Here is a 22,945-nt window from a genome sequence, read left to right on the forward strand (position 1 = left end):
CGTCAGCCGAGGGCTTGGGTCGACGCCTTCGTGTACTTCGTCAGCGCCGGGGGAGTGTCACTTCATCACCTCCCCACACGGTCGTGTGCACCAGAACCGGCGGATAAGCGTTCACGGTGATTCCGCCCCTGGCCCATTCGACTGCTGCGGTCGGGTGGACCCCGCTTTCGCCGCCGCGCGCGTTCACGGCCATGACGGTCCCACGCGTCCGGCGCCGGCTTCAGCGGCGGCGCCGGAAGCCTGAGGTGATGCCGATTATTCAGACCCGGCCGGGATCAACTCGAACACCGGATGGTGCTCCGCCTCCGCTATGAACCGCTCGACCGGATCATTCCGGTCGGCCTGAAAGTAACTGCGAGTAGCGGAGGCGATACCCACGTACTGATGAAGCACGGGCCCGGCCTCGTGTGCTGTTGCCTCCCGGATCAGGTACTCGCGGTCGCGCCAGCGGCGCGTGAGCGTCACCCGACCGGCGGTTCGCGCGTTATGCACCCAAGGCACCACCCCGTACGGCGCCACCAGCCACAACCGATTGCCGTCGTCCACGACCGTGACCGGGTTCCGCCGGGTCAGGCCGCTACGGCGCCCCCGCGTGGTGAGCACGTACGAATGTGGCACCAGACCGAGGCGGACCAGCGCCGTCATCACCACATTCTCGACGCGGCGCCCGCGGCCCGGCCGGTACCGCTTCGCGGGATGGAACTCGGCCGAATCTGCGCCTTCATCAGTGCTCATGCGGTCAATCTACTGGCCTCCCACAGTCGGTGACGGTGGCAGACATCACGTCTGTGGGCCCCGGAAATTCGGACGAGTTGCAACGCCACACCCGCGACGGACGCTGTCCATCCGTGGCGAACGCCCGGGCGAGGTAGAGCCGATACCGCCGGTTCCGCTATTCGGTGACTCCTGCGACCGGAGACCCTGGGCCGCACCTTGCTCCACGCGTTGGCGACTTCTGATTCTCCCAGGCGTGCCGGATGGTCGTCTCGGGTGGATCGCCGTGCGCGCCGGATCTACTCCTAGCCGCTGGAACCGATGGACTGGCACACCGAGCCGCCGAGCTACACCGCTATACCCGCAGGCTCGCTCAGTCCGGTGGCGATGGTGGTGGGTGTGCCGCCGGAGGTCGGCAGGGAAACCACGTTGCCGGTGCTCTCGGTGACGTAGAGGGTGGTCCCGGAAACGGCAATACCCACAGGAACGTTCACAGTGGCCAAGGTGATGGGAGGGCCGCCGATGGTCGGCAGCGAAATCACGCTGCCGGTGCTCCCGGTGACATTGGCGGTGTGAGGTTCCCCCTGGGTAGTGGACACCGATTTAGCAGGATTGCGGTCCTGCTGGTAAGGATGTCCTATGCCTCCTCGCAAGCGCCGGTCGTATACGACCGAGTACAAGGTCGAGGCTGCGCATCGTGTGATCGATTCCGGTCGCACGATCGCCGAAGTCGCTCGGGAACTGGCTATCGACGCCGGGATGCTGAGCACTTGGGTCAAAGACGAGCGGCGCAGGAACACCGCCGCCGAGGTCCACGGCGAGAAACCTCTGGATGCCGCGGAGCGAGCCGAATTGCTGCGGCTGCGAAGGCAAGTCAGCGAGCTGGAGAAGGACAACGCTTTCCTCTCAAAAGCTTCGGCGTACTTTGCCGCGATGCAGAAGAACCGGCCCGGTTCGAACTGATGGTGAAGTACGCCGCCCCCGACGCACACACCATCGCCGCCACCGCCGGCACGACCGCCACGGCGCAACGGTTCGGCGTGCGGCGCATGGCACGGCTGCTGGAGGTATCGGCCTCGGGCTACTACCAGTACGTGAAGCGCAGGGCGGCAATGGTTTTGACGCCCTCTCAGCAGCGCCGCGCGGATTTGACGGTGAAGATCCTGGACGTGCACACCGAATCGGACGGCACCTACGGGTCTCCGCGGATCACCGACGAACTGCGCGAGCGCGGCGAGACGGTGAACTACAAGACCGTTGCCAAGATCATGGCCGGGATCGGGATCGAGGGCATCAGCCCGCGCACGTTCAAAGTCCGCACCACCGTGGTGGATCCGGCCGCGTCGTTCCCGCCGGACCTGGTGTCGCGCGTGTTCGATCAGGGCCGCCCCGATGCCGTGTGGACCACCGACTTCACGTACCTGAGCTGCGGTGAGGGCGACATGTATTTATGCGCCATCCGCGACGGGCACACCCGCCGGGTACTCGGCCACGCTGTCACCGACCACATCGGCTCGGACGTGGTCGAGGCCGCGATCGAGCAGGCTGTGGCCGTGCGCGGCGGCCGGGTACGCGGCACGATCCTGCATTCGGATCGCGGTGGGGAGTTCACCGCGGGCCTGACCGCGCGGGCCTGCGCCCGGCACGGTCTGCTCCGGTCGATGGGCGCGACCGGCATATGTTGGGACAACAGCCCGTCCGAATCGCTGTGGTCTACACTGAAACACGAATTCTATTACCGCCGTACCTTCGCGGGTAAGTCCGAACTCGTTGTCGCAGTTGATAATTGGATCGACTGGTACAACACTACCCGCAGACACTCCGCGATCGGCGGCATCAGCCCCGTCCGCTACGAGCAGTCCCTCACGACAGTCGCGGCAAACGCCGCGTAACCAACTGTCCACCATCCGGGGGGAACCTCAGTGCTCCCGGTGACGTACAGGGTGGTCCCGGAAACGGCGATACCGCCCGGGTTCGGCAGTCCGGTGGCGATGGTGGTGGGTGTGCCGCCGATGGTCGGCAGCGAAATCACGCTGCCGTTGGCGGTGTTTCCGGTGATATAGAGGGTGTTGTCGGAAACAGCGATACCCTGCGGGGCGGATAGCCCTGAGGCGAGGGTGGTGGGTATGCCGCCGGACGTCGGCACTGAAACCACCCTGCCAGTGCTTTCGGTGATGAACAGAGTGGTGCCCGACGCGGCTATACCCACAGGGTCGACCAAACCGGGAATGTTCAGCGGGGTCGCCGTTCCGCCCGACGTAGGCACCGCAACGATTGTGCTGTTGCCGGCTTCGGCGATGTAGAGGCTGGTGCCCGAGAGCGCAACCCGGTACGGACGATCATGATTCAGGCCGGAAGCCAGCGCGGAAGGCGTGCCGCCGCCCGCTGGCACCGAAACCACCCGACCGTTGGCGCTTTCGGCGATATAAAGAGTCTCCGCCACGGGATTCGCAGTGGCGGGACCGGCGCCAGGAATGACCGCCACGGCCGTGAGCACCGTCGCGAGCGCCAACGGAGCCGTTACCGCCGCGGTCAGCGCCCTGCCTATCACCCGTTCCGCGACTCCATGCCGCTCCTTGCGGAAATGCTGTTTCACGCTATCTTCCTCGCTCTCTGCGTATCCAGCTCTCGAAGATGGTTTTCACAGACACGCCCGCCGCAGCGGCGAACCGCATCACCAGGAATTGAAAGTCGGTCGATATCGTCGCCCTGCTATCACGGCAACTCTGCACCGCGGGCAGACCTCATCAAGGAGGTCGCTTCAACGTATTCGTGTGGTCGATCAAGTCAACGACCACGAACGTTTCACAACCGATGGCGGGGTCGTCGGTCCGAACCGGGCAACCGACCGGGCGCCTATGACCCACATCGCCGACCGCTTCTCCGCTTAGGCGACGGGGCACTCCAGGGGTGGCGGCCAGCAGCGCGCGGATATCCGCAACGCGACACATCGCCGCCGGGCAGGGCCGATCTTCTTCGGCCTTCGGCGGGTGGAGCAACGATCCGGCGATGAGGACGGCCTGGGAAATCGCCTACCGCGGCAGTATCAGCCATGCCGAGACGCGCATCGGCGATTCGGTGGTGATGCCTTCGATCGATGAAGAGATGCGGAGCAGGGTGGGCGTACCTTCCTCGACAGCTGGTGACGTCAGGTGCGGAAGGTGACCCTGCCACGTTCGTGGCGGCCGTAGCTCAGGTGCGCTTGCGGCGCAGCCGTGTGGCTTTGGCTCGGCTGAGTGCCGAGCGAAGACCTCGGCGGTTGCCGGTAATTGGATCGATTGACGTCCGGTTGGTCGTTTCTGGCCTCGGCTGCGGCGAGATATCCCCGAATTTGCGTTCCGAGGATGTCTCCGGGGCATCGTCGGCGGTGCGTCGCAGGAACCGATCCGGCAACGCGAGCTTGTGGATGGTCCGGAAGGCGAGCAGGTACTGCTTGCCGAGCGAGCCGGTGGTGTAGGGCAGGTCGTACTTGTCGCAGAGCTCGCGGACTCGCACGGCGATCTCGGGGTAACGGTTGCTCGGCAGGTCGGGGAACAGATGGTGTTCGATCTGGTAGCTGAGGTTGCCACTCATGAACGCCATTGCCGGCCCGACCTTGAAGTTGGCGCTGCCAAGTAGCTGACGTAGGTACCACCCACCGCGAGTTTCGTCTTCGAGCTGTTCGAGGGTGAATTTCTCTGCGCCGTCGGGGAAGTGGCCGCAGAAGATCACCGCATTGGCCCATAGGTTGCGCAGCAGGTTTGCCATCACGTTGGCCTTTAGTGTCATCGTGAAGGCCGAACCGGTCAGCATTGGATAGATCAGAAAGTCTTTGCCGGTCTGGCGGGCGGCCTTTCGCCAGAACTCCGCGTTCGGTGGCGACGACAGCTGCCGGCGAGAGGCCTTGACCGCGGACCTCGCGATCTCCCAGTCGTGCAGCGCGATTCCCCAATCGAATATCGCGGCGAGGAGCACATAGGACACCGGCTGGATCAGGTGGATCGGACGCCACGGCTCGTCCCGGGTCATCCGAAGGAAGTCGAATCCCAGATCCTTGTCCATCCCAAGGACGTTGGTATACGTGTGGTGGTTGTAGTTGTGCGCACGCCGCCATTGCGAGGATGGACCGGTCATATCCCACTCCCACGTCGTGGAATGGATCTCTGGGTCGTTCATCCAATCCCACTGCCCGTGGCTGATATTGTGCCCGAGCTCCATGTTCTCGATGATCTTTGCGACCGTCAGCATCGCGGTGCCCGCCAACCAGGCCGCACGGCGCCTGCTCGCGAACAGCGTCATACGCCCGGCAATCTCCAGCGTCCGCTGCATCCTGATTGTGCGCAGGATGTATCTGGAGTCCCGTGCGCCGAGTGACTTTCTCAATATCTCGGCGGATTGCGTCGAGTTCGTTACCGAAAGCCTCGACGTCCGAGTCGGTTAGGTGCGCGAAAGCTTTGATATCGGTGATGGCCACCAGGTCCGGTCCTCGTCAGCTAGCAGGGATAGGGTTTCGTCGACCGCCCATTCGGGCGGTGACGGCGCTACCAGGTGTGAGGCTCACGCAGTCACGCATGTCGCTTCGGTCTGAGCGGGCAGGCCCAACGATGGACGGTGAACGCCAAGACTATACGTGCAAGACATGTCGCGGCACTTCCCAGTCACAGTAAGGCATTGATGTCCGCAGCTGGATTCCGCTGTGCTGCTGGACTGTTCGAGCGAACCCTGCGGGAGGATTAGTCCGGATCGGTTGTGGAAAATGAGCACTATGCCTCGATCAGAGGCTCGGCTACCATGACGAATTCCGTGGTGGCGTCGAGATTGTGCTGCGCGGCCCGCGCCCGGAGTGATGTGCCAAGGTGCGTATGGCAAGCGTGCGGATCGACGGCTGCGACCATTCAACTGCGAGTAGATGTTGCCGAGAGTTGTTGCGTGCATGCGTTTTTCGGCTCTGCATGGTCGTCCATCCCGTGATCCGCGATCGGGGTTCGCCGGGTGTGCCCCAGTAGGCTCGTGCCCCATGGATGCCTTCTACCTGCCCGATCCAGCGGATCCGAACCGATTTCATTCCACCGAGCTCACGCGCGGCCCATGGTCGCCCGACGCTCAGCATGCGGGACCGCCTTCGGCACTGCTCGGTCATGTCATCGAGAGATGTGAGCCGCGCGAAGGGTTTCGGATCGGGCGGGTGTCGGTGGAGATCCTCGGTACGGTGCCGATCGTACCGCTGACAGTCGAAGCGCGCGTCACCCCAGCCCGAGCGCGGGTCGCCCGCTCCGGCCGCGGCGTCGAATTAATCGAGGCCACACTGAGTTCCGAGCAGAGGCCGGTGATGAAGGCGAGTGCTTGGCGGCTAGAGCAGGTCGAGCCGGAACTGGAACTGCCGCCCGAGGCATTACCCACCGGCGCCCACCCGGGCCCGGATACGGCACCCGAGGGGACGGACTTTCCGTCGAATCAGCCGGTCGGATTCCACACCGCTATCGAATATCGCTTCGTATCAGGAGGTTTCGTCGAACCGGGTCCTGCCGTGTGCTGGATGCGCCTGCGCCACCCCATCGTTGGCGGCACCGTCTCCAGTCCGCTGGAACGTACCCTCGCGGTGGCCGATTGCGGCAACGGCGTCAGCTCGATAGTGAATTGGGCCAGTCACTATTTCATCAATACCGACTTCACGGTGACACTCCATCGCGAACCGGTCGGCGAATGGGTGTGCCTGGACGCGGTGACATACCCCGAACGCAGCGGTATCGGCCTGGCCGAATCGCGTCTGTTCGATGAGAAGGGCCCCATCGGACGTGGCACCCAGACACTGCTCATCGGCCGGCGCTGACGAGGGGAAGTGTCCAGGCTGTCAGCCGCGATTCGGTTCGCCGCCGATTACGACATGACGGACGTTGGCGCCTTGGATGCGTTGGCCACCAACTCCACCGAGACGGCGTCGTCGGCTTGGTTGTACCTGGCCACGGTTCGCAGCCCAGTCGGCGCGGGATCGGCGGTAGGGAAGTCCGCGCGATAGAAATAGCCGCTGCTTTCTCGCCGCAGCAGTGCGCTCGCGGTGTAGGACTCCGCAAGGACCGTGAGCGCGGAATCGCCATTGTGTTCTTCAGCGAGTTGGCGGCGGGTCTGACGGCACCAGTGGGCGAATTCTGTAGCCGCGGATTCGGAAAAGCGGTGGTCGGCGAACGATGACAACCGGTGTCGCAGCGTGGTTCGCAATTCCTTCGATACCTCCGGGCTATGTCGCGGTAGGTAGAACCGTTGTGGTGTCGTCTGCTTCGGTAGCGATGGCGGCGGTTCGGCCAGCGGTTCGTTCGTTTGATGTGGGGCACACCAAGTCGACGGTGAACGCCTGACTGCGATCGTCCACGACCGCGGCGCCATCGTCAGGGCGTCGCGGCCCGGACCCGTCGGCGGTCAACTTTCGGTCGTCCTGGCGGAGGGCCGGATGGGTGAACCATCCGGCCGCGCGAGTTCCGTGGTTAGGCTTTCACGAAGCGCAGGAGCGCTGTGTTGACCTCGTCGGCGTGAGTCCACAGCAGGCCGTGGGGCGCGCCGTCGATTTCGACGTATTCCGCGTCCGGGACCAGCGCCGCGAACCGGCGGCCCGTGGCATCGATCGGCAGGATGTTGTCCTTCGTGCCGTGCAGGATAAAGGTAGGCAGTTGGGTGGCGCGCACGGCGGCGACATCCGCGCGGAAGTCCTCGATCCAGGCCGGGACGACGGCGTAGGCGGCGACCGGCGCGCTGGTGGTGGCGGTATTCCAGTTCGCCCGGACGACCTCCTCGCTGATCCGCGTGCCGAGAGTCTCGTCCAGGTTGTAGAAGTCCTTGTAGAACTGGGTGTACCAGGCGTAGCGGTCGGCCCGCGCCGCAGCGACGATGCCGTCGAACACCTCCTGCGGCACGCCCTCGGGGTTGTCGTCGCGTTGTACCAGGAACGGTTCCAGTGAAGCCAGGAACGCCAGCTTGGCGACCCGCTCGGGTCCGTAGTTCTTGATGTAGCGGGCCAGTTCGCCCGTGCCCATGGAGAAGCCGACCAGGATGACCTCGCGCAGATCCAGCGCCGTCAGAACCGCGTTCAGATCGGCGGCGAAGGTGTCATAGTCGTATCCCGTGCCGGCCTTCGACGACTGCCCGAACCCCCGGCGATCGTAGGTGATGACCCGATACCCGGCGTCCAGCAGTTCGCGCGCCTGCAGCTCCCAGCTGGCCCCGTTCAGCGGGTAGCCGTGGATCAATACGACCGGCTGCCCGGCGCCGTGGTCCTCGTAGTACAGCTCGATGTCGGTGCTGTTCTCGGTGCCGACGGTGATGAATCCCATGACTGACTCCTCGCGACTAGATGGCGTTAATACCCTTGATCATCCTGGAGAACGATCGTTCTCCGCGACATCTGCTACCGTATAGAACGATCGTTCTCCGCGCAAGCCTCGAGGAGGTATGAGGTGAATCACCAGGTGCAACGCCCTGCTGCGGACGTGCGTGACCAGGTCATCGAGGCCGCCGACGCCCTGTTCTACGAGCGGGGGATTCAGTCGGTGGGCATGGACGCGGTGCGGGAGGCGGCCGGCGTCTCGCTCAAGCGCATCTATTCGCTGTTCGGTTCGAAGGACGACCTGATCATGGCGGTGCTGCGGCACCGGTCCGCCATGTGGGACGACGGCCTGGCATCGGCCGTGCGGCCGACGATGACCGCCCGGGAGCGGTTGCTGGCGATCTTCGATTTCCTCGACGCATGGTTCCGCACGCCGGACTTCCGGGGGTGCGCGTTCATCAACGCCTACGGCGAGCTGAGTTCGGGCTCGCCAGCGGTGAACGACGCGGTGCGGGCGCAGAAGCACGCGTTCGGCGAGTACGTCGCTCGGCTGGTCGCCGAGGCCGGCGCTCCACCGGAGCTGGCACCCCAAATCGCTCTCCTCGCCGAAGGTGCCCAAACCACTGCGGCGATCGTGGGCACCCCGGAATCCGCCCACCAGGCCCGAGCCGCAGCCCAAACCCTGCTGGACACCGCATCGGCAAACGCTCGGCACGGCTCCCACTAATCGTTGGCGACTGCGTTTCAAAGTCGTACCATCGCGGGCAACGCCTTCGAGGTGAACGCAGCCGACCTCATCGAACTGACACTTGACGGCGACGCCATCACCCGCGTCGCGGCGTGGTTCGACGCTGCGCAGTGACGTCGAGATCGCCGATACGACCGCATGTGTCCGATCCCGACCGCGCCGATCCCTGGATACCAGCCGGCGCCGCGAATTGATGGTGATTGTTAGTTTTCGAGCCAGATCTCTTCCATGTTGCCGATGGCGTCTTCGGTGTGCTGTACGCGGAAGACGGACGTGGTGCGATCGGTGTGGTCGAGGGGCGCGACCTTCTTGAAGGCAAGGTCGCACAAGCCTGCCCAGTCGAAGACGTTGACCTCGTCGTCCATCTCGATGTTTTCTTCGGACAGCTCCTGTTCGGTGATGCCGAAGGCGGTGGCCACGGCGGTTGGGGATCCTTCGAAATCCCAGTCGTCTTCTCCGTGCCAGCCGCCGGCGAACAGTCGTGTCCCATTGGGGTGGATGATCTTCCAGGCGCCGTAGGTCATGTTGTAGTCGATGGTGCACGTGGCGATGATCACGGCTGCGGGGAAGCGCTCAGCGAGGGATTCCGCTTCTTCGTCGACCGGGTAGCTGCCGTTGCAGTGGACCGGTCCGGGGTCGGTGATCGCAGTGATGTTTCCCCAGCTGCCGACCCGGACCAGTTCCAGGTCCGCGCGGGTGCCGGCGGATACGGGATCAATCGCGGGGACAGTTCCCAGATCTTCGAGAATCGTGTCGATGGTGCCAAAGGATTCGGCGAACCGGCGGGCCGCGGCTGGGTCATGCCCGGGAAGGTCGGTCGCGTCTGTGGGGGATCCGAGGTGGATGATGGTCAGGTTGTATTCGCCGTAGCGGACAACGTCCGCGTTTGCGGGGGCGTTCCAGAAGGACGATTCCGTCACGCCCGCTACATTAGGAGTTCGTCCGCGCGCTGCAGCGAGAACCGGGCATGGGTATCTGGCTCTGCGGTGGCGCTGTGCTGGCAGGTCAGTTGCTGGGGAGATCGACGAGTCGATCGTCCACCGCTACCCAGTAGTATTCGGCGACGGCATCCCCTGTGCCACACCTCGTTCGCCCCTTCCCACTTCACTCTGACCGGATCCTGGGTCTTCACCACCGGGACGACGGTCACCAGGTACGCCAAGCAGTAGGAGAACACGTGTTGTTTCGACCCACGACTGAGGCCGATCTGGAACGCGTCGTAGAGGTGATCGTGGAAGAACCGGTGGGCTGGATAGAAGCCGACCGCTACCAGGACGAGTTGCGGCAGGGCATGTACCGGCCCGCATCCGGCAGACCGGACGGCCCTTGCCGCCGTCCGAAGCCCCTTGGGTGAGCGCCTCTTTCGGACCACCGGCTCAATCGATGAAGGACGTTACGTTGTCTCCCGATCCGAACACTGTGCACCCGCTGCCTGCGCACGACCGCGTGGTGTTCCTCAGACCGTTGATCACCTCACCGAAGATCGTCGTGGGCGACTACACCTATTACGACGATCCCGACAGCTCCACCGACTTCGAACACCGCAACGTGCTCTATGCCTACGGGCCGGAGCGTCTGATCATCGGCAAGTACTGTGCCATCGCCGCGGGCACCAAGTTCCTGATGGCCGGCGCCGAGCATCCGACGATGGGGGTGTCCGCGTTCCCGTTCACCATGTTCGGTGGCCGGTGGACCGAGCAGACTCTGGACATCATCACCGCGATGCCGAGTCGTGGTGACACGGTCGTCGGCAACGACGTCTGGTTCGGCCATCAGGTGACGGTGATGCCCGGCGTGCGGATCGGAGACGGTGCCATCATCGCGGCCGGCGCCTTGGTCACCAGTGACGTGGCGCCCTACACGATCGTGGGCGGCAACCCGGCCCGGCTCATCCGTCAGCGCTTCGCCGACGACGACATCAAGCGTCTCCTGCACGCCGCGTGGTGGGACTGGCCCGTCGAGCTGGTCACCGAACACTCCCGCACCATCATGGCCGGGACCCCGGCGGAGATCGAAAGTATCGACAACCGGCGTGATGGAACCGGCAGTTGATCAACAGTCGTTCGGACGAGGAGCTGCCGGACGTGAGCCGCGCGTGCAAGCGTCGAGTTGACCACCATGCGCTGTAGGAAGAGAGGGAGAGCCTGAATGGCTGTGTTCATCGAGGAGTTCGCCGTCGCCGAGGCCGGCAGCGGACCGTACTCGCTCACCAGCGGCCCGGACGGGGCGCTGTGGTTCACCATGGTCCACGGCGGAAGCATCGGGCGGTTTGTGCCCGGAGGCGAGCTCTCGACCCACCGGCTCGATCCGGAGTGCGGGCCGACGGTCATCGCTGTCGGGCCGGACGACGCCTTGTGGTTCACCGAGTACCGGGCGCACCGCATCGGCCGGATCGCTCTCGACGGCGAGGTCACGGAGTTCGCGCTGCCCACAGCGCAGTGCGGGCCGTTCGGGATCGCCGCCGGGCCGGATGGGGCGCTGTGGTTCACCGAGACCGCCGCCGACCGGATCGGCCGGATCACCACCGACGGCCATGTGACCGAGTTTCCGGTGCCGGTCACCGGTGCCTTCCCCTCCGCGATCACCGCAGGCCCGGACGACGGGATGTGGTTCACCTTGAACCAGGCCAACGCGATCGGGCGGATCGGCATGGACGGAGCCGTCACTCTGCACACCCTGCCGACCGACTCCGCCGCCCCGGTAGGCATCGCAGCGGGCCACGACGGGGCGCTCTGGTTCGTGGAGATCGGCGCCGGGCAGATCGGGCGTATCGCCCCCGACGGCCGGATCACCGAGTTCCCGCTGCCCGACCGCACGTGCCGGCCGCATGCCATCACCCCCGACAGCACCGGGACGCTGTGGTTCACCGAGTGGGCCACCAACCGTGTCGGCTCCATCGCCCCCGACAGGGCGATCACCGTGCACGAGCTGCCGACCGCCGGCTCGGAACCTCACGGCATCTCCGCCGGTCCGGACGGCTCCGTATGGGCGGCACTGGAGATCGGCACGCTCGCCCGCATCACCACGAGGCCGGGCACCTGATCCAAATCCGGGCGGCCGGGCGCAAGCTGCCCGGGAAGCCTGCCCAACAGCACTTCCAGACGACACACAGAACGAAAAGAGAACCCCATGAAATTCGCGCTCGTGATTTTCGAGACGGACGAGTCGCGCAACAGGATCCAGACCGACCGGGACACCCACCGAGCAGCCTACGAAAGCTGGATCGGGCAGATCGCGGCGGCGGGAAAACTGATCAGTGGCGATGCCCTCGACACCGAGCACGTCGCCGCAGTGACCGTGCGCAAGACCACCAACGGGGCGTCCACCGTGACCGAAGGGCCAGCGCACCCCGGTGAGGAGACCCTCGGTGGTTGGTTCGTGATCGACGTTGCCGATCGTGAGGAAGCCGTAGAACTGGCCAAGGGCCTCCGTACCCCCGAGACGGTCGAAATCTGGCCTCTGCTCGAATCGGCTTAGTACTGCAACCGCATCCGGGGGTTGTGGCCTCTGCGTTTGTAGTGGGAGCGGCGGGCTCTGGCCTGGCTGCGTCTGCGGAAGCGTGACCAGTGAAGGTGGTGTTCGTTGGTGTGGTGGTGGGGTGTGATGACGGCTACCTCGTCGGTGTTCATGTCCACGCTCACGAATCTGGTGTTCTGGCAACGGAATTGATGAAGGAGATGGGGTGGTCGGGCCTCAGGTCGATTCCCTTCGCTCACTGTTCGTCGAGCGTGGCCCCGTTCGGTGGTGGTGGTTGGGTGGCGAGGAGGTCTATCTCGTCGTCGGTGAGCAGCCTCGAGCGGATGAGGAAGCGCATGCCTTCGGGGGCTTCCAGGGAGAATCCGCTGCCGCGTCCGGGCACCACATCGACCGTCAGATGGGTGTGTTTCCAGTACTCGTACTGGTCGCCGCTCATCCAGAACGGTGTGTCGGTGCCGACATGGCCGAGCAGTATGTCCGAGGCACCCACGCGGAATTCTCCGCGTGGGTAGCACATTGGTGCGCTGCCGTCGCAGCACCCGCCGGACTGGTGGAACATGACCGCCCCGTGCTGGCGAATCAAGGTCCGCAGCAATGCTTCTGCTTGTTCGGTGAGTTCGACTCGGCCGGCGGGGGCGGGCATCAGAAGAAGCCGAGCTTGTTCGGCGAGTAGCTGACCAGCAGGTTCTTCGTCTGCTGGTAGTGCTCGAGCATCATGGCGTGGTTCTCGCGGCCGATGCCGGACTTCTTGTATCCGCCGAAGGCGGCGTGCGCGGGGTAGGCGTGATAGCAGTTGGTCCACACCCGGCCCGCCTTGATATCGCGGCCGAGACGGTAGGCGGTGTTCATATCCCGGGTCCACACGCCCGCGCCGAGGCCGTAGAGGGTGTCATTGGCGATCTTCAGTGCCTCGTCGGTGGAGTCGAAGGTGGTCACCGAGACGACGGGGCCGAAGATTTCCTCCTGGAAGATCCGCATGTTGTTGCGGCCCGCGAAGATCGTCGGCTCGATGTAGTAGCCGTCGGGCAGTTCCTCGACCTTGCGGGTACCACCGCCAGTCAGGACCTCGGCGCCTTCCTGACGGCCGATGTCGATGTAAGACAAGATCTTTTCGAATTGATCGTTGCTGGCCTGTGCGCCGATCATGGTGGTGTCGTCGAGCGGATTTCCGCTGCGAATGGCCTTGGTGCGTTCGATGCAGCGGGCCATGAACTCGTCGTAGATGGCGGAGTGGATCAGCGCGCGCGACGGACAGGTGCACACCTCGCCCTGGTTGAGCGCGAACATAACGAAGCCCTCGACGGCTTTGTCGAGGAATGCGTCATCGGCGGCCATCACGTCGGGCATGAAGATATTGGGGCTCTTGCCGCCCAGTTCCAGCGTCACCGGAATGATGTTCTCGCTGGCGTACTGCATGATCAGCCTGCCGGTGGTGGTCTCACCGGTGAAGGCGACCTTCGCCACGCGCGGGCTGGAGGCCAGCGGTTTACCCGCTTCCACGCCGAATCCATTGACCACGTTGAGAACTCCGGGCGGCAGCAGATCCGCGACGAGCTCGACGACCTTCAGGATCGACGCCGGCGTCTGCTCGGCGGGCTTGAGTACCACGCAGTTACCCGCCGCCAGCGCCGGTGCGAGTTTCCAGGTGGCCATCAGAATGGGGAAGTTCCACGGGATGATCTGCGCGACCACGCCGAGCGGTTCATGGAAGTGGTATGCGATTGTGTCGCCGTCGATTTCGGAGATGCCCCCCTCCTGCGCGCGCAGCACACCGGCGAAGTAGCGGAAGTGGTCGACGGCCAAAGGCAGGTCGGCGGCGAGGGTTTCACGCACAGGCTTGCCGTTGTCCCAGGTTTCGGCGACGGCCAGCGGCTCGAGATTCGCCTCGATGCGGTCGGCGATCTTATTGAGGATGTTCGCGCGTTCGGTGGCAGCGGTGTGTCCCCAGGCATCGGCGGCCTGATGCGCGGCGTCGAGCGCGAGTTCGATATCTGCCGCCGATGAGCGTGCTACCTCGCAAAACGTCTGACCATCCACGGGGGAGGGATTCTCGAAGTAGCGGCCCTCGACCGGCGCGACCCATTGGCCGCCGATGAAGTTGTCGTACCGGGCGGCGTAGCTGACGATGCTGCCCTCGGTTCCCGGCTTTGCGTAGATCATTGCGGGTAGCTCCTCGCTGAGTTCCGGACGTTGATGCCACACGGCGTTATTTCGTGACGGGAGTCACTATGCTCGCCGAGGGTTGATGAAACGTTGACGGCGCGCGGGTGGGTCAACCGCGCAGCGCGCTGTGCAGGCGTGCCGCGGCGACCGCGCGGCGCGCGTCACGGGTTGGCAGCAGTCGCAGCGCGTGTTCGTGTACTTCGATGTCGTCGGGTGCACGTTCGCCGTAGCGCAGCGCATGCTCGGGGTCAAGGCTGGCCAGCACGGCGGTACGCATGCCGACCTCGAGATACTCACGCCACTCGACGATCCCCGGGGTGTCCGAGCCGGGCAGCAACGGTCCGCGATAGAGCTCGACAGCCGTGCTCGTATCACCGGCCTCGAGCGCCGCGAGTACGTCCACGGCATCACACGACAGCGGGCTGACCAGCTGGTATACCCGCGGTGCGATATCGCTACCGGTTGCGCGTCGCAGATACGACATCTCGGATTTCAGCGTGCTCGAGCCGACCGGCCGGTCGCCGTATACGGCGAAATGCAGCCGTTCGTGGGTGTAGCCGTCAGGTTCGAGCGCGAGCAGCGCCAAAATCTCCAGCTGTCGTGGGCGCAGCCGCACCGGACTGCCGTCGCGGCTCAAGCGCGCGCTGCCCAGACACGTCAATCGGACGCCGGTTGCGGCGGGCAGATTGTTGCGCAGTTTGCTCTCGATTGCGGTCACCAGGGTCCGAGCCGTCGACATGGCCAGCGGATGCGAGCGATTCCAGGTGGTGGACAGATCAAGGACGCCGAGCTGGCGGCCGTCGGCCGCACGGATCGGCGCGCAATAGCAGACCCAACCGTGCAGGGCGGCGACCAAGTGTTCCGCGGAGAACACGGTATGGGGCTGGTCGGTTCGCAATGCCAGCGACAGCGCGTTCGTGCCCATATGGGCCTCGTCCCAGCGACCACCGGGCGCGAAATTGACCCGCTCGGCGCGCCGCCGCATGACGGGCCCGCCATAGGACCACAGGATTGTGCCGGACTCGTCGGTGACCGCGGCGACATAGCCCGCGTCGGCGATGCTGTGCAGTTGATCGGTCAGCTCGACAACCGGAGCGCGCAGCGGGGAATCGGCCCAGCGCGGGCCGACGTCGTCGGAATCGGCGCCCGGTGCGCAATCGCGAGTCGGATCGACGGTACGAAGTGAACGCAGCCACGACTGTGCGACCTCGTTACGCAGTGCGGACGTTCCGCCCGGTGCCGTTTCGGAAGTCGCCGGGGCAGGTACCAGTCGGGCCCATTCTTCTTCCAGTGCCGCGCGCTGCTGGGAGAGGGTACGGCGTTGTGCCATCTAGTGGATCCTGTGTCTTGTCCAGATCGCAATCTTCTGCTGTTTCCATCATGCCTCGCCCATCGCCGACAGCGGCCGGAATCGGGCGAGCATACTGCGGGCGCACCACCTTCGTTCGCACTCGTGGGCCACATCCTTCGGCCAATTATGTGGTGTCGGTGTTGATATCGGTCAATGCGCGCAAGGCGGGGCTGGTGGCTCTGCGGACGAAATCGCAGTCGGCGAGGCGGTCGGCGCCCAGCTGGAGCGTGAGCCGGGCGGATTCGGTGAAGCGGTAGGGGCGACTGTCGAGTACCGAGCCGAGGACCCGCCGTAGGCGCGATACCTCGGCGCGCACGGCGACCGCGTGGTCCGGGTCGCCGTAGACGGCGTTGCTCAACTCGGTGACCGACATGCCGTTGCTGCCACACAGATGCAGCAACAACAGGATCTCCGCGTGCCGGGTGGACAGCGCACTGCGCCAACCGGATTCGGGTCCGGTGACGGCGATCGTCGGTGAACCGGATAGATCGAGTTCCAAGCGAATGAGGGTTGTGGGTGAATGCGGCCGGATCAGCCAGCCGCCGGGCAATTGCTCGGCGGCACACATGCCGAGTCCGGGGATATTCAGTGTCCGCTCGGGCCGTGGAACCGCGATGCGGCGGGTGGCGGCGATGCCCGACGCCTGGGCGACCCAGCCGTGTTCGTCGACGAGTAACGCGGGCCCCGTCAACGCGGCGAGTGTCGGTCCCGCTGTGGTGCGCAGCCGTTCGAGCCGGTTCTCGTGATGGCGCCATAGTTGGGCCTCGGCCATCCGCACCGCCGTGGCGACCAGTGCGGCGATAGTGGGATGCAGGGTCATCGCGGGCCCGCTGATATCGACGATGCCGAGCAGTTCACCGCTGCGTGGGTCGTGGATGGGGGCCGCGGTGCAGTACCACGGATGCTGGTGCTGCTCGAAGTGTTCGCCCGAAAACAGTTGCACCGGTGCGGCTTCCGTCAGCGCCGTGCCTATCGCATTGGTGCCGACCGTCTGTTCGGTCCAGTCCGCGCCTTCGCGAAAACCCAGCGAATCCGCGCGGCCGCGCACCTTCGCCGAACCGTGCCGCCACAGCACGACCCCGTCGGCGTCGGTCACCACCATCATCAGCTGCGACGCGTCCGCGACGCCGGACACCACCTGAGTGAGCTCGCCGACCACCTCGGCCAGATGGGAATCGCGGCGACGACGTTCGATCTCGTCGATGTCGAGCACCGCCCGCGTATTCGCGTGTTCGGGATTCAACCCGGCGGCCAGCACTCGCGACCAGGAGCGGGCCACTATCGCGCGCGGTCGCAGCGGGGAAAGACCGCCACCGATCACCGCATCGTGCATCCGGACCAGGTCGCGTGCGTAGCGGGACAGGTCGGTGCCGGGTTCGATCGCGTTGAAGTCGCCCACGATCTCCATCCCTCGTCCGTGCGATCCCGGGAGCATATGCCGGGTTATAGGCGCACTGCGTGGGATTAGCTCAGACCTCGTTGCAACGCGCTGCAACGATTGTGGCACCCGGTCCGAATGGCGTGTGCTCTAGGTCACAGATTCTTAGGAGGAGAATTCGATGACCCAGACACTCGATCCCCAGCTACCCGGATCGGACGCCGTCGGACCACAGCAGCGCGTCGATTCGTGGCTGGCCGACTTCGAATCCGCACTCGCCGCCCGCGATATCGAGGCCGCCGCAGGCATGTTCGCCACCGACAGTTTCTGGCGCGACCTCATCGCGTTCACCTGGAATATCAAGACCGTCGAGGGCCGCGGCGGTGTCGCCGACATGCTCCGGGAGCGACTCGCCGACACCGATCCCGCCGGATTCCACACCACCGAAACGCCGACCGAGGCAGACGGCGTCGTCAGCGCCTGGATCGGTTTCGAAACCGCGGTCGGCCGCGGCGTCGGGCACCTGCGCCTCAACGATGAGGGTGCGTGGACATTGCTGACCACCATGCAGGAACTGAAGGGCTTCGAGGAGGGCAAAGGCTTTCGTCGCCCCAAAGGCGCGCGGCACGGCGCCGACCCCGATCGCGTCACCTGGTCCGAGCAACGCGCGCTCGAGGAGCACGAACTCGGCCACACCCGTCAGCCCTATGTGCTGATCGTCGGCGGCGGACAGGGCGGGATCGCGCTCGGCGCGCGGATGCGGCAGTTGGGAGTGCCCGCGTTGGTGATCGACAAGCACGACCGGCCGGGTGACCAGTGGCGCAAGCGCTACAAGTCGCTGTGCCTGCACGACCCGGTCTGGTACGACCACCTGCCGTATCTGCCGTTCCCGGACAACTGGCCGGTATTCGCGCCGAAGGACAAGATCGGTGACTGGCTGGAGATGTACACCAAGGTGATGGAGGTCCCGTACTGGTCGAAGACGACCTGCACCTCGGCCTACTACGACGAACTCGCCGAGGAGTGGACCGTCGGCGTCGAGCGTGACGGCGAGACGATCGTGCTGCGCCCCGAGCACCTGGTGCTGGCCACCGGCATGTCCGGCAAACCGAACGTGCCGAATTTCCCTGGCATGGAACGCTTTCAGGGCGACCAGCATCACTCGAGCCGCCATCCCGGCCCCGACCGGTACGCGGGTAAACGCGCGGTAGTGATCGGTGCGAACAACTCCGCCCACGATATTTGTGCGGCGCTGTGGGAGGCGGGCGCGGACGTCACCATGGTGCAGCGGTCCTCGACCCACATCGTCAAATCGGACTCGCTGATGGAAATCGGTCTCGGCGACCTGTATTCCGAGCGTGCGTTGGCGGCCGGAATGACCACGCAGAAGGCCGATCTCACCTTCGCCTCGCTCCCGTACCGGATCATGCACGAGTTCCAGATTCCGGTTTACGACGCTATTCGCAGCCGCGACGACGACTTCTACAAACGGCTCGAAGGCGCCGGTTTCGACCTCGACTTCGGTGACGACGATTCCGGGCTGTTCATGAAGTATTTGCGCCGAGGGTCGGGATACTACATCGACGTCGGCGCCGCTGAACTCGTCGCCAACGGCGATATCAAGCTGGCACACGGTCAGGTTCGCGAGCTCACCGAGCACAGCGTGATCCTCGCCGACGGCACGGAGTTGCCTGCCGAACTCGTCGTCTACGCAACGGGTTACGGCTCGATGAACGGCTGGGCCGCCGACCTCATCGGCCAGGATGTCGCCGACAAAGTCGGCAAATGCTGGGGATTCGGTTCCGACACCACCAAGGACCCGGGCCCGTGGGAGGGCGAGCTGCGCAATATGTGGAAGCCGACGCAGCAGCGGGGACTATGGTTCCACGGCGGCAACCTGCATCAATCCCGGCACTATTCGTTATATCTCGCACTGCAATTGAAGGCGCGCTACGAGGGGATCCAGACTCCGGTCTACGGACTTCAAGAGGTACACCACCTGAGCTGATCCAGCCGCGACAGCCGGGCCCGACTCCTGGCCCGGCGTCGACGTGTCAGATCACCGTACCGACGTCCTCGGCAACGCTGTTGTCACGCTCGGCCGATCACCCGGAGGTCGTCGAGCGCGAGTTCCTCCGACCGGAGGAAGCGGGTGTTCAGAAAGTTTGCGAGGGGGGAGTTTCCGAGTGCCGAATGGCGCACGAATCGTGAGCCGTAGGTATGGTCGGTGAGTTCTTGCAGCTCGGCGGCCAAATCTGGCCATTGATCGGTACCTACATACCACAGGATTCCCTGGTCGGGTAGGTCGTCGGGGCCCAGCAAGTCTTGAAACTCGGGTGGGGCGAAACGCGGTAGCAATTGAATCTGCTCCGTGCTGCCGTTGCGCTGGTCATCGGGGGTGACCGAATATCGAGAGGTCAGCAATTTGAAGAGACGTGCTTCGGTCGTAGACGTAAAAGGGGTGTCCTCATCGGGAATGTGAAAACTCCATGGGCGGCTGAGCCCTGATACGTCCGGGACGAATGCAATCTTGACCGTGGCATTCAGATCGACAACATATATTCCCTCGTACAGGTGAGCGTCCTCGTCCTCGTTCTCCCAGATCTCTGGTTGGACGCTGACGCGAAAATCGTGGTCGTACGACAGCTTCATCGCGCCCTCTCTCGGATGAGTAGGTTGCCGTGGTCTCGATACGTGCTGCTGAGTTCGGGTATGTCCGGGAAGTGTTCATTGGCCCAGATTGCCCATTTGTTCAGCTTGTCGCTATACGGACTATCTACCGCATCACGGAACTCGTTATACCAATGATGCACACCGTTCGCGTGTTCGCTGAGGATCTCTCGAGGTACGCCACGATCGGCCAGTCGATTGTACTCCTGCAACCGATTATGAAACTCCACGATTGAGTCATATTTCTTGCTCAGTAAACCGGTTGCATTGTCGATCTTTTTGAGGACCCCGTTAGGTCGTTCCAGCCACCGTTCAGTGCACGGCGGGTTGGTGCCGAAGCGTTCGAGAAGCTGCCGGACATGGCCGACCTCATGCTCGAGATCGAGGAAGCGCATATTCTCGACGGCGACCACGCGCTGTTCGACTCGAAGGGTGTTTCCGACCCGGTCGACGATTTCTATTCGTTCCGCACGAGGGTATGCCTTCGGGCCATCCGCTATGACCTCGAGCGGATATCCCACCGCTTCCAGTTCGGCCTGGAGACTTGCGAAGTCGGGATGATCCTCCATTCGGACCGTGCCGTGGTGGATGGTCTCCGGGGTCGGGTCATCGCCCCGCATAGCGCCCGAGCCCATACGTTCGTGCTTTGCCAGAGCTTCGTGGGCTTGGGTGCGGTCAGTGGGATGTGTGTCGGGAGCCTGCTCGCGTTTCGGGGTCGGGGTTCGGTCGGTGGGGGAGTCCTTTTGTTGCCCAACGGGATCGGCATTTCGATCGAGAGGTGCGCCGGCGTCGCGCGGCGTGCGTGGGGCGGGTTGCGGATCACGGTGCGGGGACTGTCGCTGCGGTTCGCGGTTGTCGGCCCGGGTAGGACGCGATGGATCGTGGTCGCGCCCGGGGCGGTCAGGCGTGGTGTCCGGGCGAGGCTTGGGCTCGGTGTTGCGGCCGTCGGGGTGCGTCGATTCGGTTTTCGCTGACGGATGGCCGGATTCGGCGGCCGATCCGTCGCGTGGGGTCGCGGATTCGGTGCCGGTGGAGCGCGCGGTTACCGGTGAATTGCGGTCGTGGGAGGTGGGCAGCCCCGCCGATCGGGTGGGGTCGCCGGCTCGGGTGTCGATGGGCGGTTTGGGGGTGGATGGTTTGAGGGTGGTGGCCGGGTCGCGGTGTGGGGCCTGGGTCTCGGGTTGCCGCGGTGTAGTGGCGGTGCGGGGTTCGGGTGTGTTGTGTGGGGTTGTCGGATGTGCGGATTCTGGGGTCCGAGCGGGCGAGGGGTGTGTGGTAGCAGCGGAGTCGGCGACCGTAGCGGGTGGTCGGTGTTCGTTTGTCGCGGTGGGGATTTCGCGGCTCGATGTCGGGTGGGTGGGGTCTGTGACGCCTTCGTGTGGTCGCGCGACTGTGGCGGGTTCGGTCGGCGGGACATGGTGGGCGTCAGGGGTGTTCGCGGGGTCGGGGGTCGAAGTGTGAGGCGTTGTTGGTTGTCCGTTGTCGGCGGGGGTCGGCGTGGCGGGTTCGGGGGTTTCGGTATGTGGAGTGGTTGGTTGCCCGTTGTCGGTCGGTGTGGTTTCGGTGTGGGGTAGTGCGGGTTCAGGGGTTTCGTTGTGGGATTCGGCGAGCGGTGTCGTGGCGGGTTCCGGGGTTGGATGCACGGTGCCGGATAGGTCGCCGACGGGGTGGCCGGTAGCTTCGGGGTGCTGAGTAGGCGCCGGTGAACTCCCGTCGGCCACAACGGTATTAGCGATGGGCTGGTCATTGTGGACGGTGGCGGTTGTATCGGGGTGCGCGGAAATCGGCCGCTCCGTGCCGCCGCCGCCGTGGTCACCCACCTGGGTGCCGTCGCCGGTAGGATGCCCAGCCGTCGTTGGATCACCGGCGCGGTGCTCGCCGTTCGATGGTGTCGCGTCGCCGGTGGGTGTTGGCGCGTGTTCGTTGCTGGCCGCCGGATGTACCGGCGCGCTATTTGGTCCGTCACCGTTTCCCGCGGTTCCGGTGTGCTGTGGTGCTCCGGTGTCGTCTCCGGAGTGCACGCTCACGTCGTGGCCGACCGGCGGATCGCCGCCTGCGCCGGTGTGGGGCCCGGATCCATTGCCCGCGTAGGGGTTCGGGCTGCTGCCGTCGCCGACGGGTGCGCTGCCGACATGGGGTGCCGAATGTGAGCGGGCGGCACCGGCGCTGACCGGGAGCGCGCCGCTGAGCGCGCCCGAGGTGAGGACGCGAGGATCGAAATCCCAGTTGCCGGTCACCGCGGCGCTGGCGAACCACCCGCTGAGTCCCGCCGCCGTGCCACCGACCCCGCCCGCGACACCCGCAGTGATCGTGCGCCCCAGCCGTTCGTTCAATCCTCGGGTGAGTTTGCTGGTCAACGCGCCCGCGCCGATGCCGAGCGGCATCGCGGTGACCGCGCCGACCGTCGAGGACAGGGCGGTCACTCCGACCCGGCCCCAATCGACACCGTCGCGGCGGCCCGCCACGCTTTGCCAGCTCTGGATACCGAGGTCTTGCAGCACCGGCAAGACGATCGACAACCCGAAGTGACGGATCATGCCCCGCAACACCGTGGCACCGATCAGCCTGCCCGCCTTCTCGCCGAGTGCGGTGATCAACCGCCTGACCAGCAACCGCACCCCTACGCGAGTGGACGCGACGGCAGCGGCCTCGGCCGCGGGCGCGGTCGGCGGGAAGATCCAGGCCGCCGCGATCTCGGCCGCCAGCAAGATCAGCGTCGAGTGGAACATCAGCTTGGTGTATTCGATCTCGTTGCCGGTCTCATCCGCCGAGCCAGCGGTCCTTTCGAACCAATTCACCAGCTCATCGAGCGAACCCTCGCCCGACCGCAGGTTCTGCAACTGCGTGATCATCGCCTGCCCGCCGTCACCGGTCGGATAGGCGGAGCGGGTTGCCGAGATCGCCGTATCGATATCGGGATTGATCGCGGTCAGCGATTTCCCCGCCGCCCGCCACGCGTCGGCGAGCGCCCAAACCTTGTCCTCGTCGCCATCGGGCCATTCCATGCCGACGAGCCAACCGAGCTGATCAGCAAGGGGCGGGCGCCAGATGGTCATCGCGCGAACCTGATTCGGCGCGCGCTCCCGACAGTTACGCGAATTCCCCGAAATCCCATGGGATCCCCCTGGAAACGTCTGAGCCCGCTGACGT

22 protein-coding genes and 1 pseudogene are annotated in these 22,945 nt (G+C 65.0%); 10 read left to right on the top strand and 13 right to left on the bottom strand.

Features of this window, described 5'->3' with window-relative positions:
* Positions 1-255: 255 nt before the first annotated feature.
* A complete protein-coding gene (locus LKE06_RS28435) occupies positions 256-735 on the bottom strand; it encodes a nitroreductase family deazaflavin-dependent oxidoreductase (protein WP_228002414.1) in 480 nt (159 codons plus the stop codon).
* Between the two features lie 326 nt (positions 736-1,061).
* On the bottom strand, positions 1,062-1,313 hold the full coding sequence (locus LKE06_RS28440) for an NHL repeat-containing protein (protein ID WP_228002415.1): 252 nt from the start codon (positions 1,311-1,313) through the stop codon (positions 1,062-1,064).
* 40 nt (positions 1,314-1,353) lie between these two features.
* Here LKE06_RS28440 and LKE06_RS28445 point away from each other — a divergent pair, with 40 nt between their 5' ends.
* Positions 1,354-1,677 (top strand): transposase, encoded by a 324-nt coding sequence (locus tag LKE06_RS28445; protein ID WP_227997120.1) that lies wholly within the window; start codon positions 1,354-1,356, stop codon positions 1,675-1,677.
* Positions 1,677-2,606 carry an IS3 family transposase gene (locus LKE06_RS28450; RefSeq protein ID WP_227997118.1) on the top strand — a complete coding sequence of 310 codons (930 nt, stop codon included), beginning with the start codon at positions 1,677-1,679 and terminating at the stop codon, positions 2,604-2,606. Before LKE06_RS28445 ends, LKE06_RS28450 begins: the two co-directional genes overlap by 1 nt.
* Here the strand turns inward: LKE06_RS28450 and LKE06_RS28455 are convergent.
* Positions 2,564-3,310, bottom strand: a complete 747-nt coding sequence (locus tag LKE06_RS28455) for an NHL repeat-containing protein (protein WP_228002416.1) — start codon at positions 3,308-3,310, stop codon at positions 2,564-2,566. The genes LKE06_RS28450 and LKE06_RS28455 overlap by 43 nt on opposite strands.
* A 596-nt stretch (positions 3,311-3,906) precedes the next feature.
* A pseudogene (locus LKE06_RS28460) lies at positions 3,907-5,167 on the bottom strand (fatty acid desaturase family protein).
* Between the two features lie 543 nt (positions 5,168-5,710).
* On the opposite strand from LKE06_RS28460, the gene LKE06_RS28465 reads away from it, so the two are divergent.
* Positions 5,711-6,523 (top strand): thioesterase family protein, encoded by an 813-nt coding sequence (locus tag LKE06_RS28465; protein WP_228002417.1) that lies wholly within the window; start codon positions 5,711-5,713, stop codon positions 6,521-6,523.
* A gap of 47 nt (positions 6,524-6,570) precedes the next feature.
* Here the strand turns inward: LKE06_RS28465 and LKE06_RS28470 are convergent, their stop codons facing one another.
* Positions 6,571-6,909: a hypothetical protein gene (locus LKE06_RS28470; protein WP_228002418.1), complete on the bottom strand. Its 339-nt coding sequence runs from the start codon at positions 6,907-6,909 to the stop codon at positions 6,571-6,573.
* A gap of 263 nt (positions 6,910-7,172) precedes the next feature.
* The gene (locus LKE06_RS28475; RefSeq protein WP_228002419.1) at positions 7,173-8,015 is read right to left on the bottom strand and encodes an alpha/beta fold hydrolase; all 843 of its coding nucleotides are present in this window, start codon (positions 8,013-8,015) and stop codon (positions 7,173-7,175) included.
* 123 nt (positions 8,016-8,138) lie between these two features.
* Between LKE06_RS28475 and LKE06_RS28480 the strand changes: the two genes are divergently transcribed.
* Both LKE06_RS28480 and LKE06_RS32740 read left to right on the top strand, forming a co-directional pair.
* Complete coding sequence (locus tag LKE06_RS28480) at positions 8,139-8,735, top strand: TetR/AcrR family transcriptional regulator (RefSeq protein ID WP_228002420.1); 597 nt, start codon at positions 8,139-8,141, stop codon at positions 8,733-8,735.
* Between the two features lie 3 nt (positions 8,736-8,738).
* Positions 8,739-8,870: a hypothetical protein gene (locus tag LKE06_RS32740; protein WP_255649945.1), complete on the top strand. Its 132-nt coding sequence runs from the start codon at positions 8,739-8,741 to the stop codon at positions 8,868-8,870.
* A gap of 89 nt (positions 8,871-8,959) precedes the next feature.
* Here the strand turns inward: LKE06_RS32740 and LKE06_RS28485 are convergent, their stop codons facing one another.
* Positions 8,960-9,676 (bottom strand): DUF6333 family protein, encoded by a 717-nt coding sequence (locus LKE06_RS28485; RefSeq protein WP_228002421.1) that lies wholly within the window; start codon positions 9,674-9,676, stop codon positions 8,960-8,962.
* A gap of 257 nt (positions 9,677-9,933) precedes the next feature.
* On the opposite strand from LKE06_RS28485, the gene LKE06_RS28490 reads away from it, so the two are divergent.
* From LKE06_RS28490 to LKE06_RS28505, 4 genes are all read left to right on the top strand, one after another.
* Positions 9,934-10,110: a hypothetical protein gene (locus LKE06_RS28490; protein ID WP_228002422.1), complete on the top strand. Its 177-nt coding sequence runs from the start codon at positions 9,934-9,936 to the stop codon at positions 10,108-10,110.
* A gap of 29 nt (positions 10,111-10,139) precedes the next feature.
* Complete coding sequence (locus LKE06_RS28495) at positions 10,140-10,808, top strand: CatB-related O-acetyltransferase (protein WP_228002423.1); 669 nt, start codon at positions 10,140-10,142, stop codon at positions 10,806-10,808.
* Positions 10,809-10,904: 96 nt separating this feature from the next.
* Complete coding sequence (locus LKE06_RS28500; protein WP_228002424.1) at positions 10,905-11,798, top strand: Vgb family protein; 894 nt, start codon at positions 10,905-10,907, stop codon at positions 11,796-11,798.
* A gap of 87 nt (positions 11,799-11,885) precedes the next feature.
* Positions 11,886-12,233 (top strand): YciI family protein, encoded by a 348-nt coding sequence (locus LKE06_RS28505; protein WP_228002425.1) that lies wholly within the window; start codon positions 11,886-11,888, stop codon positions 12,231-12,233.
* Positions 12,234-12,468: 235 nt separating this feature from the next.
* Here the strand turns inward: LKE06_RS28505 and LKE06_RS28510 are convergent, their stop codons facing one another.
* The 4 genes from LKE06_RS28510 to LKE06_RS28525 all read right to left on the bottom strand — a co-directional run bounded on the left by LKE06_RS28510 (position 12,469) and on the right by LKE06_RS28525 (position 17,146).
* On the bottom strand, positions 12,469-12,876 hold the full coding sequence (locus LKE06_RS28510) for a DUF779 domain-containing protein (RefSeq protein ID WP_228002426.1): 408 nt from the start codon (positions 12,874-12,876) through the stop codon (positions 12,469-12,471).
* Positions 12,876-14,393 (bottom strand): aldehyde dehydrogenase, encoded by a 1,518-nt coding sequence (gene adh / locus LKE06_RS28515; protein WP_228002427.1) that lies wholly within the window; start codon positions 14,391-14,393, stop codon positions 12,876-12,878. Before adh ends, LKE06_RS28510 begins: the two co-directional genes overlap by 1 nt.
* Positions 14,394-14,505: 112 nt before the next feature.
* Entirely contained in the window at positions 14,506-15,726 is a 1,221-nt protein-coding gene (locus LKE06_RS28520; protein ID WP_228002428.1) for a sigma-54-dependent transcriptional regulator family protein, read from the bottom strand.
* A 145-nt stretch (positions 15,727-15,871) separates the two neighbouring features.
* Entirely contained in the window at positions 15,872-17,146 is a 1,275-nt protein-coding gene (locus tag LKE06_RS28525) for a GAF domain-containing protein (protein WP_228002600.1), read from the bottom strand.
* 160 nt (positions 17,147-17,306) lie between these two features.
* Between LKE06_RS28525 and LKE06_RS28530 the strand changes: the two genes are divergently transcribed.
* Entirely contained in the window at positions 17,307-19,133 is a 1,827-nt protein-coding gene (locus LKE06_RS28530; RefSeq protein WP_228002429.1) for a flavin-containing monooxygenase, read from the top strand.
* 83 nt (positions 19,134-19,216) lie between these two features.
* Here the strand turns inward: LKE06_RS28530 and LKE06_RS28535 are convergent, their stop codons facing one another.
* On the bottom strand, positions 19,217-19,777 hold the full coding sequence (locus LKE06_RS28535; RefSeq protein ID WP_228002430.1) for a hypothetical protein: 561 nt from the start codon (positions 19,775-19,777) through the stop codon (positions 19,217-19,219).
* A complete protein-coding gene (locus LKE06_RS28540; protein ID WP_228002431.1) occupies positions 19,774-22,851 on the bottom strand; it encodes a WXG100-like domain-containing protein in 3,078 nt (1,025 codons plus the stop codon). The genes LKE06_RS28535 and LKE06_RS28540 overlap by 4 nt, the downstream gene beginning before the upstream one ends.
* Positions 22,852-22,945: the final 94 nt, after the last annotated feature.

The sequence above is a fragment of the Nocardia australiensis genome (genome assembly GCF_020733705.1).
Taxonomy (GTDB): domain Bacteria; phylum Actinomycetota; class Actinomycetes; order Mycobacteriales; family Mycobacteriaceae; genus Nocardia; species Nocardia australiensis.